At 67.0% G+C, this 15,238-nt stretch carries 12 protein-coding genes; 8 read left to right on the top strand and 4 right to left on the bottom strand.

Annotated elements, in window-relative coordinates; genetic code table 11:
• Positions 1-7 precede the first annotated feature (7 nt).
• Positions 8-1,219, top strand: coding sequence for a DegT/DnrJ/EryC1/StrS family aminotransferase (locus tag ABNK63_RS05455; protein ID WP_350016891.1), 1,212 nt, complete (start codon positions 8-10; stop codon positions 1,217-1,219).
• 2 nt (positions 1,220-1,221) lie between these two features.
• On the opposite strand, the gene ABNK63_RS05450 is transcribed toward ABNK63_RS05455, so the two are convergent.
• Positions 1,222-2,103, bottom strand: coding sequence for an arginase family protein (locus ABNK63_RS05450; RefSeq protein ID WP_350016890.1), 882 nt, complete (start codon positions 2,101-2,103; stop codon positions 1,222-1,224).
• Positions 2,096-3,166 carry a GNAT family N-acetyltransferase gene (locus ABNK63_RS05445; protein ID WP_350016889.1) on the bottom strand — a complete coding sequence of 357 codons (1,071 nt, stop codon included), beginning with the start codon at positions 3,164-3,166 and terminating at the stop codon, positions 2,096-2,098. The genes ABNK63_RS05450 and ABNK63_RS05445 overlap by 8 nt, the downstream gene beginning before the upstream one ends.
• A gap of 92 nt (positions 3,167-3,258) precedes the next feature.
• Between ABNK63_RS05445 and ABNK63_RS05440 the strand changes: the two genes are divergently transcribed.
• The 3 genes from ABNK63_RS05440 (at position 3,259) to ABNK63_RS05430 (ending at position 6,128) form a co-directional block, all read left to right on the top strand.
• Positions 3,259-3,531 (top strand): acyl carrier protein, encoded by a 273-nt coding sequence (locus ABNK63_RS05440; protein WP_007804574.1) that lies wholly within the window; start codon positions 3,259-3,261, stop codon positions 3,529-3,531.
• Positions 3,531-4,763 (top strand): beta-ketoacyl-[acyl-carrier-protein] synthase family protein, encoded by a 1,233-nt coding sequence (locus ABNK63_RS05435; protein ID WP_350016888.1) that lies wholly within the window; start codon positions 3,531-3,533, stop codon positions 4,761-4,763. The genes ABNK63_RS05440 and ABNK63_RS05435 overlap by 1 nt, the downstream gene beginning before the upstream one ends.
• A gap of 807 nt (positions 4,764-5,570) precedes the next feature.
• Complete coding sequence (locus tag ABNK63_RS05430; protein ID WP_350016887.1) at positions 5,571-6,128, top strand: hypothetical protein; 558 nt, start codon at positions 5,571-5,573, stop codon at positions 6,126-6,128.
• Positions 6,129-6,734: 606 nt separating this feature from the next.
• On the opposite strand, the gene ABNK63_RS05425 is transcribed toward ABNK63_RS05430, so the two are convergent.
• Both ABNK63_RS05425 and ABNK63_RS05420 read right to left on the bottom strand, forming a co-directional pair.
• Complete coding sequence (locus ABNK63_RS05425) at positions 6,735-8,138, bottom strand: aminotransferase class III-fold pyridoxal phosphate-dependent enzyme (protein ID WP_350016886.1); 1,404 nt, start codon at positions 8,136-8,138, stop codon at positions 6,735-6,737.
• A 14-nt stretch (positions 8,139-8,152) separates the two neighbouring features.
• Complete coding sequence (locus ABNK63_RS05420; protein ID WP_007804566.1) at positions 8,153-8,854, bottom strand: MtnX-like HAD-IB family phosphatase; 702 nt, start codon at positions 8,852-8,854, stop codon at positions 8,153-8,155.
• Positions 8,855-9,020: 166 nt separating this feature from the next.
• Here ABNK63_RS05420 and ABNK63_RS05415 point away from each other — a divergent pair, with 166 nt between their 5' ends.
• The 4 genes from ABNK63_RS05415 to ABNK63_RS05400 all read left to right on the top strand — a co-directional run bounded on the left by ABNK63_RS05415 (position 9,021) and on the right by ABNK63_RS05400 (position 15,218).
• Positions 9,021-9,644, top strand: coding sequence for a phosphatase PAP2 family protein (locus ABNK63_RS05415; RefSeq protein ID WP_007804564.1), 624 nt, complete (start codon positions 9,021-9,023; stop codon positions 9,642-9,644).
• A gap of 83 nt (positions 9,645-9,727) precedes the next feature.
• Positions 9,728-11,080, top strand: a complete 1,353-nt coding sequence (locus tag ABNK63_RS05410) for a TolC family protein (RefSeq protein WP_350017190.1) — start codon at positions 9,728-9,730, stop codon at positions 11,078-11,080.
• Positions 11,077-12,144, top strand: coding sequence for an efflux RND transporter periplasmic adaptor subunit (locus tag ABNK63_RS05405; protein ID WP_007804560.1), 1,068 nt, complete (start codon positions 11,077-11,079; stop codon positions 12,142-12,144). Before ABNK63_RS05410 ends, ABNK63_RS05405 begins: the two co-directional genes overlap by 4 nt.
• A complete protein-coding gene (locus ABNK63_RS05400) occupies positions 12,141-15,218 on the top strand; it encodes an efflux RND transporter permease subunit (protein WP_350016885.1) in 3,078 nt (1,025 codons plus the stop codon). Before ABNK63_RS05405 ends, ABNK63_RS05400 begins: the two co-directional genes overlap by 4 nt.
• The last annotated feature ends 20 nt before the right edge of the window (positions 15,219-15,238 follow it).

Below are 15,238 nucleotides of genomic sequence, written 5' to 3'. Positions count from 1 at the left end.
TGCGCCCATGCCGCCTCGTCGCCGCCACGAACTGCCGCCCACCGCCGGACTGCCGCTGCGGCCGGGCGACCTGCGACCCGGTGCGCCGACGCTGGCCGCCGTTATCGCCGCGCAACTGGGCACGCCACCACTGCAACTGGAGTGTTCCGGCACCGCCTGCCTGCTGATCGCGCTGACCACGCTGAGTGCGTTGCAACCGACGCGCCGGCGCGTGGTCGTACCCGCCTTCACCTGTCCCCTGGTCGCCATCGCGGTGCACGCCGCCGGGCTCGAACTGCAGCTGTGCGATCTGCGCCCCGGTCACCACGACATGGACCCGGTCGCCCTGCGCGCGGCCTGCGACGAACGCACGCTGGCGATCATCCCCACCCATCTTGCCGGCCGCGTCGCCGATGTCGGCGATGCGCTTGCCGTTGCCCGCAACGTCGGCGCCCGGGTGATCGAGGATGCCGCCCAGGCGCTGGGCGCACGACGCGATGGCGGCAGCGTCGGCATGACCGGCGACATCGGATTCTTCAGCCTGGCCGCCGGCAAGGGGCTGTCAATTTACGAAGGCGGCCTGCTGCTGGCGCGGGAACCGGAACTGCGCGAGCGACTGGCGCGCACCGCCGCACGCATCGTGCCGAACCGCATCGGCACGGAATGGCGGCGTTGCATCGAATTGCTGGGCTACGCCGCGTTGTACCGCCCGGCCGGACTGCGGCTGGCGTACGGCCGTCCGTTGCGGCGCGCGTTGCGCCGCGGTGATCCGGTCGCCGCGGTCGGTGATGATTTCCCGCTGACGATTCCGCTGCATCGGGTCGGCCGCTGGCGCCAGGACGTGGGCGCGCACGCCGCCGTCCGCCTGCCGGCGTTCCTCGACCAGTTGTCCGCACAGGCGCAGCGTCGCCTGCCGCGCCTGCGCCGCATCCCGGGCGTGCGGGTGCTGGGCGACCCGCCCGATGCGCAGGGAACCTGGCCGTTCCTGCTGCTGCTGCTGCCCGATCGGCAACACCGCGACGCGGCGCTGGCGCAGCTGTGGTCATCCGGTTACGGCGTCAGCCGCCTGTTCATCCATGCCCTGCCCGACTACGCCTATCTCGAAGAGATGGTTGCCGCGCAGGACGTGCCGCAAGCCCGCGATTTCGCCGCACGCAGCCTCACCGTCAGCAACAGTCCATGGCTGGATGACGAGGACTTCGAAACGATCTGCCGCACGCTGGAAGCAGTGTTGGCCTGAACTCAGGCGGATACGGCCGAGATGGCGTCCAGCAACCGCAGGTTCAGCGCGTGCTGCTGCGCCTGCCAGCCGACGAGTTGCGCGGGGTCGATTGCCGGTTGCGCATCCATCGCCGACAGCCGGCGTTTCCACCAGCTGCGGTAGCGATAGTGAGAAACCTCGCCATTGATGTCGCTGCCGACAAGGCCGCGCCGCAGGCTGCCGATCAGCTCCAGTGCATGATCGGTCAGCAGCTGGCCCTGGTCCCAGTTGGTATGCGCCACCTCGGGAGCAAACACGTCCTTGTCAATCGAAAGGTAGCTGGGCATGGTCCGCGAGCGTTGCAGCTCGACGAAGGCATCGACCATCGCGGCGGGGGTATCGAAGCTGCGGAAGGCCTGCGCCAGGCCGAGTCGGCGCGACCAAGCCGTGTCCACGCCGATGCTCCAGTAGCTCAGCTTGCCGCCACGCAGCGGCGCCAGGCAGTTTTCCCACGCGTGCGCCGCGCCGATGTCGGTCGAGGTGATGCCGAGCACATGCACGTGATCCACCTGCGGCAGCAGCGCCACCTTGCGCACCCACGAACCGCAATGCACGCCGAACGGGAAGCGCATGTTGTCCGGGTGATTGTCCAGCACGACGACCTGAAAGGGCTTTTCCTGCGGCAGCCGTGCGATCAGCGGCCAGCTCAGGTGATGGAAGTCGCCGCTGCCCAGGAACACGGTGCCGTGATCGGCCGGCAGCAACTCGTCCAGCACCATCGCAAACCGCCGCATGGTCGAAAGCGAACTGGCGAAGCGAAGCGACTCCTGCCAGCGCGCCAGCGGCAGCACCAGGCGGTCGCGCAGCGGGCCCACCGATGCGTCGATGTCGAGCACCACCGGGCGGTTGGCGATCTCAGTCATCGGCGGCATCCTTCGGCAACTGCCATGGACGATCGCCTTCGAAATGATTGCCGAGGCGGCGCAGCAAGCCGCGCAACAGCGGATTGCGCGCGTACACCGCGTGGCGGGTGAAGGTCATGCTGGCGCCCAGGAAGGACTTCACCTCGGGGTCGGTCCAGCCGGCCACGTAATGCGTGAGTCCGCGTCGGCGCGCGTAGTCGAGGTTGTGCATCCAGCTGACGAAGTACAGGTTGTGCTCGCGCGCCTCGGGGTAGGCGAAGCCGATGTACTTGTCGATCAGCTTGCCGGCGTATGCGTAACAGAGATTCCAGCCGATCACCTGCCCGGCGTGACGGTAGACGAAGACCACGCCGCCGCTGTCGGCGTCCTGCAGCAGCGCGCGGAAGAACGGTGCCGTGAGCCGGTCGAAATGGGTTTCGCTCTGCGCGTACACGTTGTCGAACAGCGCGTGGAAAGCCGTCAGGGTGGCCTCGTCATCGAAGCGCCCGTCCCCGGTCGGCACCGCCTCGATGTCGAGATCCGCCAGCGAGCGCAACTTGCGCCTGATGTTCTTGCGCCGGCCAGCCGACAACCGGGCCAGATACTCGTCGTTCGAGGCGAAGTCGATCGGCACCCAGGCCAGCACCTGGCCTTCCAGCAGCACGAAGCCCTCGGCCTCGCAGGCGCTGGCGAACGCACGCGCATGCGCATTGCCGGCGGCATCCAGCAACGGCGAGTCCTGCGCGATGTCCTTCACGATCAGCAGCCGGCATTCACGCCCGTACGCCGCCTTCAGCCCATGCGCCAGCGCGGCGGGGGAAACCGCCGGCGGCAGCGGCGCATATTCGGTCACGGTGGTGCCGGCAAAGCGGGTGCGCCAGCGCAGCAGCCGGCGCCAGTGGCGGTACAGCGGCAACGCTTCCACGCGGCGGCGCAGCGTGCCGTCGGCCGTGGTCAGCAGGTCGAACGGCGCCACGAACGCCGGCATGCCCTGCGGGGAATGATCCACCGCGAAGCCGGCCGGCGGCTCCCGCATGAACGCCGCCAGCAAAGCGTCCGGCTCCAGTTGTGCGATGAAAGGCATGCGTAAGCGAGGGTACCTAGACTGTGCCGGCGCAGTTTGCACGGGGCACCTTGCGCGAGCCTTCCATAGTGCCTGCCACCCGAGGACATCCCATGACCGCAACGATCCAGCAGCAAGTGTTCGAGATCATCGCCAAGCAGGCCAAGACCGACGTGGCCAACGTGAAGCCCGAGTCGACCCTGAAGGACCTGGGCATCGCCTCGCTGGAGGCGATCGAGCTGATCTTCGACATCGAGGAACAATTCAACATCAACTTCCCCGACCAGCAAGGCGCCAACTTCGGCACCGATACCGCACAAAGCCTGGTCGACGCGGTGCAGAAGGCGTTCGACGACAAGGCCGCCGGCAGCGAAGGCGACGCCTGATGTCCACGCCATCGTTGCAACGGGTGGTGATCACCGGCATGGGCGCGATCAGCGCGCTTGGCATCGGTGCCGAAGCCTTGTGGCAAGGTCTGCGCGAGGGTCGCAGCGGGATCGGCCCGTTGCGTCATCCGGATGCCGACCGGCTGAAGCTGAAGATCGCCGCCCAGGTGCCGGCAGACTTCGACCCCGCCGCGAACATCGACGAACGCACCGTGCCGCTGCTCGACCGTACATCGGAATTCGCGTTGCACGCGGCAAGCGAGGCGATCGGGCAATCCGGCATCGATTTCGGCCAGTCCGCGCTCGGCCTGCGCACCGCGGTGGTGGTCGGAACCGGCGTCGGCGGCGAGACCACCCAGGACGAGCAGAGCCGCCGGCTGTATGCGGAGAACGCCCAGCGCACGCATCCGCTGACGATCGTCCGGCTGATGACCAACGCCTCGGCCAGCCAGATCAGCATCGCCCATGGCTTGCGTGGCCCCACCTTCGCCGTGGCCAGCGCCTGCGCGTCGGCCAACCACGCGATCATCCAGGCCGCGCAGATGATCCGTTACGGCATGGTCGACGCGGCCGTCACCGGCGGCACCGAAGCCTGCCTCACCTACGGCGCGATGCGCGCATGGGAAGCGATGCGCGTGCTGGCCGACGACACCTGCCGCCCGTTCAGCGCGAACCGCCGCGGCCTGGTGCTCGGCGAAGGCGCCGGCATCTTCGTGCTGGAGTCGCTGGAACACGCGCGCGCGCGCGGCGCCACCATCCTCGCCGAACTGGCTGGCAGCGGCATGAGCGCCGACGCCACCGACATCGTGATGCCCAGCGCGGAAGGCTCCTCCGCAGCCATGCGCCAGGCGCTGGCCGATGCCGGTCTCGCCCCGCAGGACGTCGACTACATCAACGCCCACGGCACCGGCACCCAGGCCAACGACGTCACCGAGACGAAGGCCATCCGCCTCGCCTTCGGCGAACACGCCGACCGCCTCGCGGTGTCCTCCACCAAGTCGATGCACGGCCACGCCCTGGGCGCCTCCGGCGCACTCGAACTGGTCGCCGTGATCGGCGCGCTGCGCGACGGCGTGGTGCCACCCACCGCCAACCTGGACCAGGTCGACCCCGCCTGCGACCTTGACTACGTGCCGAACGTGGCGCGCGAGATGCCGGTGCGTGCCGCGATCTCCAACTCGTTCGCGTTCGGCGGGTTGAACGCGGTGCTGGCGTTGAAGCGGGCGCCCTGAGCGGCGTCGCCTCAAACAAGCCCGCCTCTCGCTCGTCATTCCTGCGAGACGCTTTTCAACAGCCGAAGGCTGGTCAGGCAGGAATCGCACTTCAGCCGTCGCGCAAGACGACGAATGCCTAGGAGCACGCTCGCGCGCGATGCTCTTGTTCGGCGCACCGGCTCTATAGAGCAAGAGCTTTCGTCTGCCTTCGGCAGCCGAGTTACTTTCTCTTTGCGTGGCCAAAGAGAAAGATAACCAAAGAGAAAGGCCACCCCGCTTGGCGCTTGCCGCCCATCCATGGGCGGCAAGTCCGTGAGCCGGGGCCGGGCTTTTCGAGCGGGCTCCTGCCCGCGCGAAAAGGCGAGTCCATCCATGGACTCGCCCGCTGCGCGGCCTGTCGTCCCCGACTCACCGCCGCGCAAGGGACCCCGGTAGAGCAGCGGGCCATCCTGGCCCGCACTTTCAAAAAAAACGGGAGCAAAGCTAAAGCACTGCGCGTGGCCTTTCATGTTCCTTCACAAGGGCAAGAGTTGCAGAACCGGTCGCTGATCGGCCGCTTGCGATCTGAGGCGAACGTTCGAAAGTGCACTCTGACCCGGTTTTCGGAGTACATGCTGGATATCAGGTCAATGAAGGCCGCAGCAATTGCAGCCGTAGTTGCCAGACAGGTAGAAGTTGAACGGCGGCTTCTGGCCGATATCGGGCCGCGCGGAAACTTAAGAAAGTTTGACGTCGTCAAGTTGGCGCGGAAGACATAGACCGCTCCTTGCGATTGACAGCAGTCGCGGTTACGTTCGCGGCATCTTCTTCATGGAGTCCACAGACATGGTCATTGTTCCTGACGAAGAGATAGATTTCAGTAAGACGCTTGTCGGCAAGGATCCGATCGGTCCTCTCTCCAAGCTGTTGTGGGAATGCCAGCAAATTCACGCTGCTAAGGACGTCGATCCGTTGGTGCGGATGTTCATGTCGCAAAACGCCGCGGCGTCGGCTTGGCATCTTACAGATTGGATATGGGTGCGGTGCCCTCCTGAGCGCTTAGATGATCTTCGAGCTGCCGTTAGATGTAAGGGTGACCAGTTCTCTGACTTCGCGTCTGCTGTTCGGGAGGCAAGCTTGGACGTCGCCATTTGTCGACAACTCGCGACCGCAGGAAAGCATGTCTCAGTGAAGCGCGGCGAGATGAAAAATCTAAGCATTGAAGTCGAGCACAACGAGGACAAAAATCAGTCCAGTGTGTGGATCTGCCTGGACGGAAAGCGGTCGTCCGACAACGACGTCTACGCTGGCGCTCTTCGCTGGTGGATTGATTTGTACATCCATGTGGGGTTTCCCGAGGCACAGAACCTTTTAAAAGCGCTGGGGCAGCGCACTAAGGGTTGATGTTCGTGCAGAAGATCACCCGGCAGATTCAACTTTTGCATGCGAAAACCCGGGTCGAAAACCCGGGTCAGAGTGCACTTTTTTCAACGGCCGCTTCTGGCCGATAGAAGACGTTCCCCTTGCCGCCGCGCCCTGCTCTCGCAACCGCGAAGCGGTTGCGCACCGAGTGCGCGCCAGGATGGCGCGCTGCTCTACCCGGGGTCCCTTGCGCGGCGGTGAGTCGGGGTCGACAGGCCGCGCAGCGGGCGAGTCCATGGACGGACTCGCCTTTTCGCGCGGGCAGGATGCCCGCTCGAAAAGCCCGGCCCCGGCTCACGGACTTGCCGGGCACGATGCCCGGCAAGCGCCAAGCGGGGTGCTTTTTCTCTTTGGTTACTTTCTCTTTGAGCACGCAAAGAGAAAGTAACTCGGCTACCGCAGGCAGACGAAAGCCCTTGCTCTGGCTGGAGACTCTGCCGCAGACATGATGGATGAAGTGCGATGCCTGCCTGACCAGCCTTCGGCTGTTGAAAAGCATCTCGCAGGCATGGCGGGGAGAGGGAGAAAGTCGCGGGCATGAGAAGGCCCGGCAGTCGCCCGCCGGGCCTTCAATCCACACCGCGCAAATCAGCCCTTCTTGGCCTTCGTCAGCAGCTGATCCAGCAGGCTCATCGCCAGATCAATCTCCTCGTGGGTGATGTCCAGCGACGGTGCGAAGGTGATCACGTTCTTGTACCAGCCGCCCACGTCGAGCACCAGGCCGATCTTCTTGCCGTTGTGCGTGAGGTCGCCAGCCAGACCGATGTCGACCATCCTGTCGAGCAGCGCCTTGTTCGGGGTGAAGCCGTCGTCGGTGCAGATCTCGGCGCGCAGCGCCAACCCCAGGCCGTCGACGTCGCCGATTTCCTTGTGCTTCTTCTGCAACTCGCGCAGACCGTCGAGGAAGTGCGCGCCCTTCTTCGGCACGCTCGTCTCGTAGTCCAGCTCGTAACCCATCTTGATGACTTCGAGGCCGAGCGAGGTGCCGAGCGGGTTGGAGTTGAAGGTGCTGTGGGTCGAACCGGGCGGGAACACGGTGGGGTTGATCAGTTCCTCGCGCGCCCACAGGCCGGACAGCGGGTTGAGGCCGTTGGTGAGCGCCTTGCCGAACACCACGATGTCCGGCGTCACGCCGAAGTTCTCGATCGACCACAGCTTGCCGGTGCGCCAGAAGCCCATCTGGATCTCGTCGGAGACCATCAGGATGCCGTACTGGTCGAGCACTTTCTTCAGGCCCTTGAAGAAGCCCGGCGGCGGGATCACGTAGCCGCCGGTGCCCTGGATCGGCTCGACGTAGAACGCGGCGTATTCGCACTGGTTGGTCTTGGGGTCCCACACGCCGTTGTATTCGGTTTCGAACAGGCGGGCGAACTGGTTGACGCAGCTGTCCGAGTATTCCTCCGCGGTCATGCCCTTGGGACGACGGAACGGGTACGGGAACGGCAGGAACATCGCACGCTCGCCGAAGTGGCCGAAGCGGCGGCGGTAGCGGTAGCTCGACGTGATCGACGAGGCGCCCAGGGTGCGGCCGTGGTAGCCGCCCTCGAAGGCGAACATCAGGCTCTTGCCGTTGCGCGCGTTGCGCACGATCTTCAGCGAATCCTCGATCGCCTGCGCGCCGCCGACGTTGAAGTGCACGCGGCCGTCCAGGCCGAACTTCTTCTTCGCATCCAGCGCCACCGTCTTCGCCAGCTCGATGCGGCTCTGGTGCAGGTACTGGCTGGCCACCTGGGGCAGCAGGTCGATCTGGTTCTTCAGCACGTTGTTGAGGCGCTTGTTGCCATAGCCGAAATTGACCGCCGAGTACCACATCTGCAGGTCGAGGAACGGCGTGCCGGCGCTGTCGACCATGTAGCTGCCTTCGCAGGTACGGAAGATTTTCGGCGGGTCGACGTAATGGACGGTGTCGCCGAACGAGCTGTATTTCGCCTCGTCGGCGAGCAGCTGCGCGTCGTCGATCACCACCGAGGTGTTCTTGTCGAAAGCATTCATGGGGGAATCCGGGGTCAGTGGGAAGTGGTGGCCAGCGCGGGAACCGCATGGCTGGCCAGGCTGCCGTCGAGCAGCCGGGGCAACAGGTCGAGGGCGTCCTCGAAGCCGGTGATCGGCACGTAGGGAATGCCGGCGGCGCGGCAATGTTCGATCAGTCGATGCTTGGCGAACACGAAGTCCACGCGATCGGCCGCGCAGAAGTCGGAGGCACCGTCACCGATCAGCAAGGTCTTCGCGCCGCCTTCGCGTGCCTGCGCCACGCAGGCGCATTTGCAGGTGCCGCTGCGACAACCCTCGGCCTGGAATGGCGAGGTCAGTTGCCACTGCTTCGGCGGTCGCGCCGGCGCCAGGTGGTTCGCCGCCACTGGCAGATGGTCCAGGCCGTAGCGCGCGAGAATCTGCTGGATCGCATGGTCGAGTCCATCGCTGACCACGCGGATCGGCACGCCAAGCTCGCGCGCCTTCGCCACGAAGCCCGGGAACGCGTGATCGATCCAGATCCCGGCCAGGTGTGCATCCAGTTCGGCGCGGGTCATCTGCAGCAGGTCGACCTGGCCGGCCATGCATTCGCGCGAGCCGATGCGGCCGGCGCGCCAGTCCTGCTCCAGCACTTCCCAGCCGGGCCGGCCGAAGCGATCGAGCAGCGAGTCGATCACGTCCTCGACGGAAATGGTGCCGTCGAAATCACACAGGATGGTCCAGCCAGGCACGCGCATCGCGAACTCGCATCAGCAGCAATGGCTGCGCAGCTTAGGCAGCCCGCCTTTCCAGCGCCTTTCCAGCCGCGACGCGCGCGAAACCGGTCTCTAAGCAAACCGAAAGCCGGCCTGCGTAGCTTTGGCAGGTGCAAGCCAGCTGTGTCGGCCTGGCGAGGAAAAAGACATGCGCATCCTGTCATCGCTCCTGTTGTGCCTTGCCCTCCTCGCCCCCGGCGGCGCCTTCGCTTCCGGCGGACCGCTGGGCATCGATCATCGCGTCCACTACGACAACAGCGGCATCTGGAAGCGCTCGAACCAGAACGTGCTGATGTACGGCACGATCACCACGGTGGTTGGCGGCGCACTGGTGTTTGGCGATCAGGACAAGCTGGGCGACACCTTCTGGCGCTCGGTGGATGCGCTGGCGGTCACCAGCCTCGGCACCGAGGGACTGAAGCTGGCGTTCCAGCGCGAACGTCCCTCGCAGACCAGCAACCCCGACCGCTTCTTTGCCGGCAGCCACGCACAGAGTTTTCCGAGTGGCGAGGTGGCGGCAGTCTCGGCAGCGGTCACGCCGTTCATGGTGAATTACGGCCAGGATCACCCGGCGGTCTACGCGCTGGCCTTGCTGCCGGTCTATGACGCCATCGCCAGGGTGAAGACCCGCGGCCACTGGCAGAGCGATGTCCTGGTGGGTGCGGCGGTCGGCACCGGCGTGGGCCTGTGGGCCTCGCACCGGAAGTCGCCGCTGATCGTCGGCTGGCTGCCAGGCGGCTTCCAGGTCGGCTTCATCCACCATTTCAAGTGATGCGAGACAGACACCGCGCCACCGCAGATCCCGCGCGCGTGCGCAACGATCGCGCGCGCCGGGTTGAGCGATGGGTCGGCCTGATGCTCGCCACGGCACTGGGCCTGTCCGGCTGCGCCACCTATGCCGACCTGCCGCTGGACAGCGGTGCCGGTGCGGCCGACGTGGCAGGGCTGGCGGCGCCGACCTCGAACATGCCGCTGCCGGCGCTGTCGACGCATCGCTTTGACGCCGCCGATGGCCTCGACGTCGCCGAGGTGGCGATGCTGGCCGTGGCCAACAGCCCCCAACTGCGCATCAAGCGCGACGAGCTGGGCATCGCGCGGGCGCAGGCCTTCGCCGCCGGCCTGCTGCCCGACCCGCAGCTGGCATTGTCGGCGGATTTCCCGCGTCATTCGGGCGCCGGCCTGAGCACGGCCTACAGCTTGGGGCTGAGCGAGGACATCACCGCCCTGTTGACGCGCTCCTCGCGCAAGGCCGCGGCGAGGAGCCAGGCCAGCCAGGTCAACCTCGACCTGCTGTGGGCCGAGTGGCAGACCGTGGCGCAGGCGCGACTGCTGTTCGATCAGGTGTTGAGCATGCGCGCGCAGCGGGCACGACTGGAGCAGGAGCAAACCGCCCTCGCCACGGTCACTGGCCATATCCGCAGCGCGCTGGACGCGGGCAACCTCACCTACGACAGCGCCAGCGCCGGGCTCAATGCCGAGGCCGACGTGCACCAGCGGCTGGCCGACACGACGATCGCACTGCATCAGGCACAGGCCGACCTGCACCTGCTGCTGGGGCTGGCACCGACGGCGAAGCTCGACCTGGTCGGCGCGCCCTGGCTCGGCCAGCCCACCCCGGAACAGGTGCGGGCGGCATTCGACGACCTGCCTCGGCGACGGCCGGACCTGCTGGCCCTGCAGGCCGGTTACCAGTCGCAGCAGGCCAGGTTGCGCAGCGCGATCCTGGCCCAGTTTCCCGCATTGAACATCGGCTTCAACACCGCGCGGGACACCAGTGCGGTGTACACCAACGGCCTCGGCATCGGCATCACCCTGCCGCTGTTCGACCGCAACCGCGGCAACATCGCGATCGAGCGCGCCACCCGCCAGCAACTGCATGACGACTACACAGCACGGGTGCTGGGCACGCGCAGCGACATGCAGCGGATCAGCAGCGACCTCGCCACGCTCGACGCTCAGCTCGTCACCCTCGCCGCGCACGCACGGCGGCTGGATCAGGCACGCGCGTCCGCCGAACAGGCCTGGCAGGCCGGCACGCTGGACTGGCCCACCTACCTGGCGATACGCGGCAGCGCGCTCGGCGCCGACCTCGACCTGCTGAGCGCGCAACTGGAGCGCGCCAGACAGTCGATCGCGCTGGAAGCGCTGCTGGGCAACACCGATCTGGCTGCCACTCCACCCGCCTCCACACAAGCATCTCCGCCATGAATCGTTCCGTCATCATTTCCGTTCTTGGCATGGCCATTCTTTCTGGCCTGTTGTCCGGCTGCGGCAAGACCACGCCGGACGAAGACGAAGCCACCGCCGCCGCTGGCGAAGTCCTGGTGACCACGGCCACGCCGACCCGGCAGACCTTCCACGACAGCATCGAAGCCTGGGGCAGCGCGGCCGGCGACCCCCGGCATGCCCGCTCGATCAGCCTCGCCCACGGCGGCCAGGTCACCGCGCTGCAGGTGTCGGCGGGACAGACCGTGAAGCGCGGCCAGCCACTGCTGACGATCGCCCCGGACCCGGCGGCGCGCAGCGCCTTTCAGCAAGCGCAGACCGCGTTGGCCCTGGCTAGCGGGGAGCTCAGGCGCACCGAACAATTGGCCGCCCAGCGACTGGCCACGCAATCGCAACTGGCGACGGCGCGCAAGGCACTGGCCGATGCGCAGTCGGCGCTCGATGCACAGCGCGCGCTGGCTGGTGGAGCAGCCAGTGAAACCGTCGACGCACCGGCCGATGGCGTGGTCACCGGTCTGCAGGTAGGACTGGGCGAACGGGTGGCCGCGAACGCGCCCCTGCTCGGCTTCACTCCCACGCACGCGCTGCTGGCCGTGCTCGGCGTGCAGCCGGACGATGCCGCGCGGCTGCAGCCGGGCATGCCGGTGCAGCTGCAGCCGGTATACGGCGCGCGGGAAACTTTCATCGGCACGCTGCGCATGGTCGGCCAGGCGATCGATCCGCAGACTCGTCTGCTGGACGCCCAGGTCGAGTTGCCGGCCACCGCCAGCGCCAGCCTGGTTGCCGGCGCGCCGCTGGATGCACAGATCCGCACCGAGGATTTCACCGCCTGGTCGGTGCCGCGCGCCGCCGTGCTGCATGACGACCACGGCGATTACCTGTTCCAGGTCGAGCAAGGCCATGCCAAGCGGGTCGACGTGAAACTGCGCAGTGCACAAGGCGATCCGGTCGGCGTGGACGGCCCGCTCGACGCAAGGGCGAAGGTCGTCGTGCTCGGCGTGTACGAACTCAACGACGGCGATGCGGTGCGGGAGTCGGCCAAGTGAGTCTCACCGCATGGATGCAGCAGCACCGGCGCTCACTGCTGTTCCTCGCCCTGATGCTGGCACTCGGCGGCATCGCCAGCGCCTTCCTGATGCCGGTGGCGCTGTTCCCCAACGTGGCCTTCCCGCGGGTGCAGCTGACCCTCGACGCGGGCGACCGCCCGGCCGACCAGATGGCGATCGAGGTGACCACGCCGGTGGAGGAAGCCGTGCGGCGGGTGCGCGGCGTGCGCGACGTGCGCTCCACCACCAGCCGCGGCAGCGCGGACATCGCGATCAGCTTCGACTGGGGCGCGGACATGGCCGCTGCGCTGCAGGAGGTCAACGGCGCCGCGAGCCAGGTGTTGCCGCAACTGCCGGCCGGCACCCAGATGTCGACCCGGCGCATGGACCCGACCACCTTTCCCGTCCTGGCCTACAGCCTGCGCTCGCACACGCTGTCGCCCGCGGCACTGCACGACCTGGCCGAATACCAGTTGCGGCCGTTGCTCAGCGGCATCGCCGGCGTCGCCCACGTCGACGTGCAGGGCGGCGACGTGGCCGAGTTCCATGTGGACGTCGATCCGGGCAAGCTGCGCGCGCTGGACCTGAGCCTGGCCGAGGTGTCGGCCGCAGTGAGTCACGCCGCCACGATCCAGGCGATGGGGCGGGTTTCCGATCACTACAAGCTCTACCTGCTGCTGGCCGACAACCAGCCGAAGAGCCTCGACAGCTTGCGCCACATCGTGCTGCGCGCGGGCCCGGGCGGCATGGTGCGGCTGGGCGACGTGGCGCGCCTCAGCCTGAGCCACGTGCCGCAGTGGGTCCGGGTCAATGCCGACGGACAGGACGCCGTGCTGCTGCAGGTCTACCAGCAGCCAGCCGGCAACAGCGTGCAGATTGCCGGCGACGTGAAGCAGCGCCTGGCCGAGTTCGCCCCGCAGATGCCGGCGGGCGTGAAGGTCGCCAACTGGTACGACCAGACCCGCCTGGTCACCGGTGCGGCCAGCAGCGTGCGCGACGCGATCCTGATCGGCATCGTGCTGGCCGCGCTGGTGCTGTTCGTGTTCCTGCGCAACACGCGGGTGATCCTGATCGCCCTGATCGTGGTGCCGGCGGTGCTGGCGATTACCGTACTGCTGCTGCGCGTGCTCGGCATGAGCTTCAACATGATGACCCTGGGCGGCATGGCCGCGGCGGTCGGGCTGATCATCGATGACGTGATCGTGATGCTCGAACACATCATGCGGCGGCTCCACCAGGGCGAAGGCCACGTGCATGAGCGCATCGCCGGGGCGGCGTGGGAGTTCACCCGCCCGCTGACCGGTTCCAGTGCAGCTACCGTGGTGATCTTCCTGCCGCTGGCCTTCCTCACCGGCGTCACCGGTGCGTTCTTCAAGGCGCTGTCGCTGACCATGGCCAGCGCGCTGATCATTTCCTGGTTGCTGACGTGGGTGGCCGTGCCGCTGCTGGCCGAACGCTTCCTCGACCGCCGTCACCTGGCCGAACATCCGCCGTCTCGTTTCACCACGCGGATGATGGACGGCTACCACCATCTACTGGATCGCTGGCTCAGGCGACCCGTGCTCACACTGCTGCTGGTGTTGCCGTTGTTGCTGGTGGGCGTCTTCGCCTTTACCCGGGTGAACACCGGCTTCATGCCGAAGATGGACGAAGGCGGCTTCATCCTCGACTACCTGTCCAGACCCGGCACCTCGCTGCAGGAAACCAATCGCCTGCTCAACCAGGTCGAGGCGATCATCCGCGCCAATCCCCACGTCGACACCTACTCGCGGCGCACCGGCCTGCAACTGGGCGGCGGCCTCACCGAGGCGAACCAGGGCGATTTCTTCGTGCGCCTGAAGAGTGGTTCGCGACCCTCGACCGAAGAGGTGATGACCCAGGTGCGCACGGCGGTGGAAGCGCAGGTGCCAGGGCTCGACATCGACCTGGCGCAATTGATGGAGGACCTGATCGGCGACCTGGTGGCAGTGCCGCAACCGATCGAGGTGCAGCTGTACGGCGACGACCCGGAACAGCTGAATGCCACCGCCACGAAGGTGGCTGCGGCCATCGGCAGGATCACCGGCGTGGTCGGCGTGCTGGATGGCATCAACCCGGCGGGTGACGCGCTGACCGTGCAGGTCGATCCGGCCAGGGCCGCGCTGCAGGGGCTCGATCCCGCCGCGGTCACCGACCAGGTCGCCGCCGCGATCGACGGCACCGTCGCCGCGCAACTGCCGGTGGACGGCAAGGTGGTCGGCGTGCGGGTACGCCTGCCGGACGGTGCGCACCAGCGGCTCGAACAGGTGGCGGCGCTGCCGATCCGCGCCGCGGATGGCCATCTGTTTCCGCTGTCGCAAGTGGCCGCGCTGAAGCAGGTGCAGGGCCAGCCGGAAATCACCCGCGACAACCTCAAGCGCATGGTGGCGGTGACCGGACGCATCAGCGGGCGCAGCCTCGGCGCGGTGATCGGCGACGTGAAGCATGTGCTGGCGCAACCGGGCCTGCTGCCGAAGGGCATGTTCTATCAGCTCGGCGGTGTCTACCAGCAACAGCAGCAGGCCTTCCGCGGTTTGACCATCGTGATGCTGGCCGCTATCGCGCTGGTGTTCACCCTGCTGCTGTTCCTGTACGAGAGTTTTCGCGTGGCGCTGGCGATCATGGCGATGCCGTTGCTGGCCCTGCCCGGCATTTTCGTCGGGCTGTGGCTGACCGGCATCGAGCTGAACATCTCCTCGATGATGGGCATGACGATGATCGTCGGCATCGTCACCGAGGTGGCGATCTTCTACTTCTCGGAGCTGGACGATGCGCAGCGCGAGCTCGCCCTGCACGACGCCCTGCACGACGCCGGCACGCACCGCACCCGGCCGATCCTGATGTCGACCCTCGCCGCGATCCTGACCCTGTTGCCGCTGGCGCTGGCGCTCGGCCAGGGTTCGCAGATGCAGCAGCCGCTGGCGGTGGCGATCATCGCCGGCATGCTGCTGCAACTGCCGCTGGTGCTGCTGGTGATGCCGGTGCTGTACGCGCTGCTGCATCGCCGCGGCAAGGCGACGCCTCCAGCTTCCACCGCGCCCGCGCCCGCCGGCTGATTCCCGCTCCCCACCCAAGG

It is taken from the genome of Rhodanobacter sp. IGA1.0 (assembly GCF_040208325.1).
In the GTDB taxonomy this organism is placed as follows: Bacteria; Pseudomonadota; Gammaproteobacteria; order Xanthomonadales; family Rhodanobacteraceae; genus Rhodanobacter; species Rhodanobacter spathiphylli.
The sequence above is the reverse complement of the archived record's forward strand: the minus strand, read 5'-3'. Positions and strand labels throughout refer to the sequence as shown.

Bases quoted from the DNA above. Each gene is read 5' to 3' on its own strand.
- ABNK63_RS05420 (WP_007804566.1), bottom strand. From the start codon at position 8,854: ATGCGCGTGCCTGGCTGGACCATCCTGTGTGATTTCGACGGCACCATT.
- ABNK63_RS05410 (WP_350017190.1), top strand. From the start codon at position 9,728: ATGCTCGCCACGGCACTGGGCCTGTCCGGCTGCGCCACCTATGCCGAC.
- ABNK63_RS05445 (WP_350016889.1), bottom strand. From the start codon at position 3,166: ATGCCTTTCATCGCACAACTGGAGCCGGACGCTTTGCTGGCGGCGTTC.
- ABNK63_RS05440 (WP_007804574.1), top strand. From the start codon at position 3,259: ATGACCGCAACGATCCAGCAGCAAGTGTTCGAGATCATCGCCAAGCAG.
- ABNK63_RS05405 (WP_007804560.1), top strand. From the start codon at position 11,077: ATGAATCGTTCCGTCATCATTTCCGTTCTTGGCATGGCCATTCTTTCT.
- ABNK63_RS05430 (WP_350016887.1), top strand. From the start codon at position 5,571: ATGGTCATTGTTCCTGACGAAGAGATAGATTTCAGTAAGACGCTTGTC.
- ABNK63_RS05435 (WP_350016888.1), top strand. From the start codon at position 3,531: ATGTCCACGCCATCGTTGCAACGGGTGGTGATCACCGGCATGGGCGCG.
- ABNK63_RS05425 (WP_350016886.1), bottom strand. From the start codon at position 8,138: ATGAATGCTTTCGACAAGAACACCTCGGTGGTGATCGACGACGCGCAG.
- ABNK63_RS05415 (WP_007804564.1), top strand. From the start codon at position 9,021: ATGCGCATCCTGTCATCGCTCCTGTTGTGCCTTGCCCTCCTCGCCCCC.
- ABNK63_RS05455 (WP_350016891.1), top strand. From the start codon at position 8: ATGCCGCCTCGTCGCCGCCACGAACTGCCGCCCACCGCCGGACTGCCG.
- ABNK63_RS05450 (WP_350016890.1), bottom strand. From the start codon at position 2,103: ATGACTGAGATCGCCAACCGCCCGGTGGTGCTCGACATCGACGCATCG.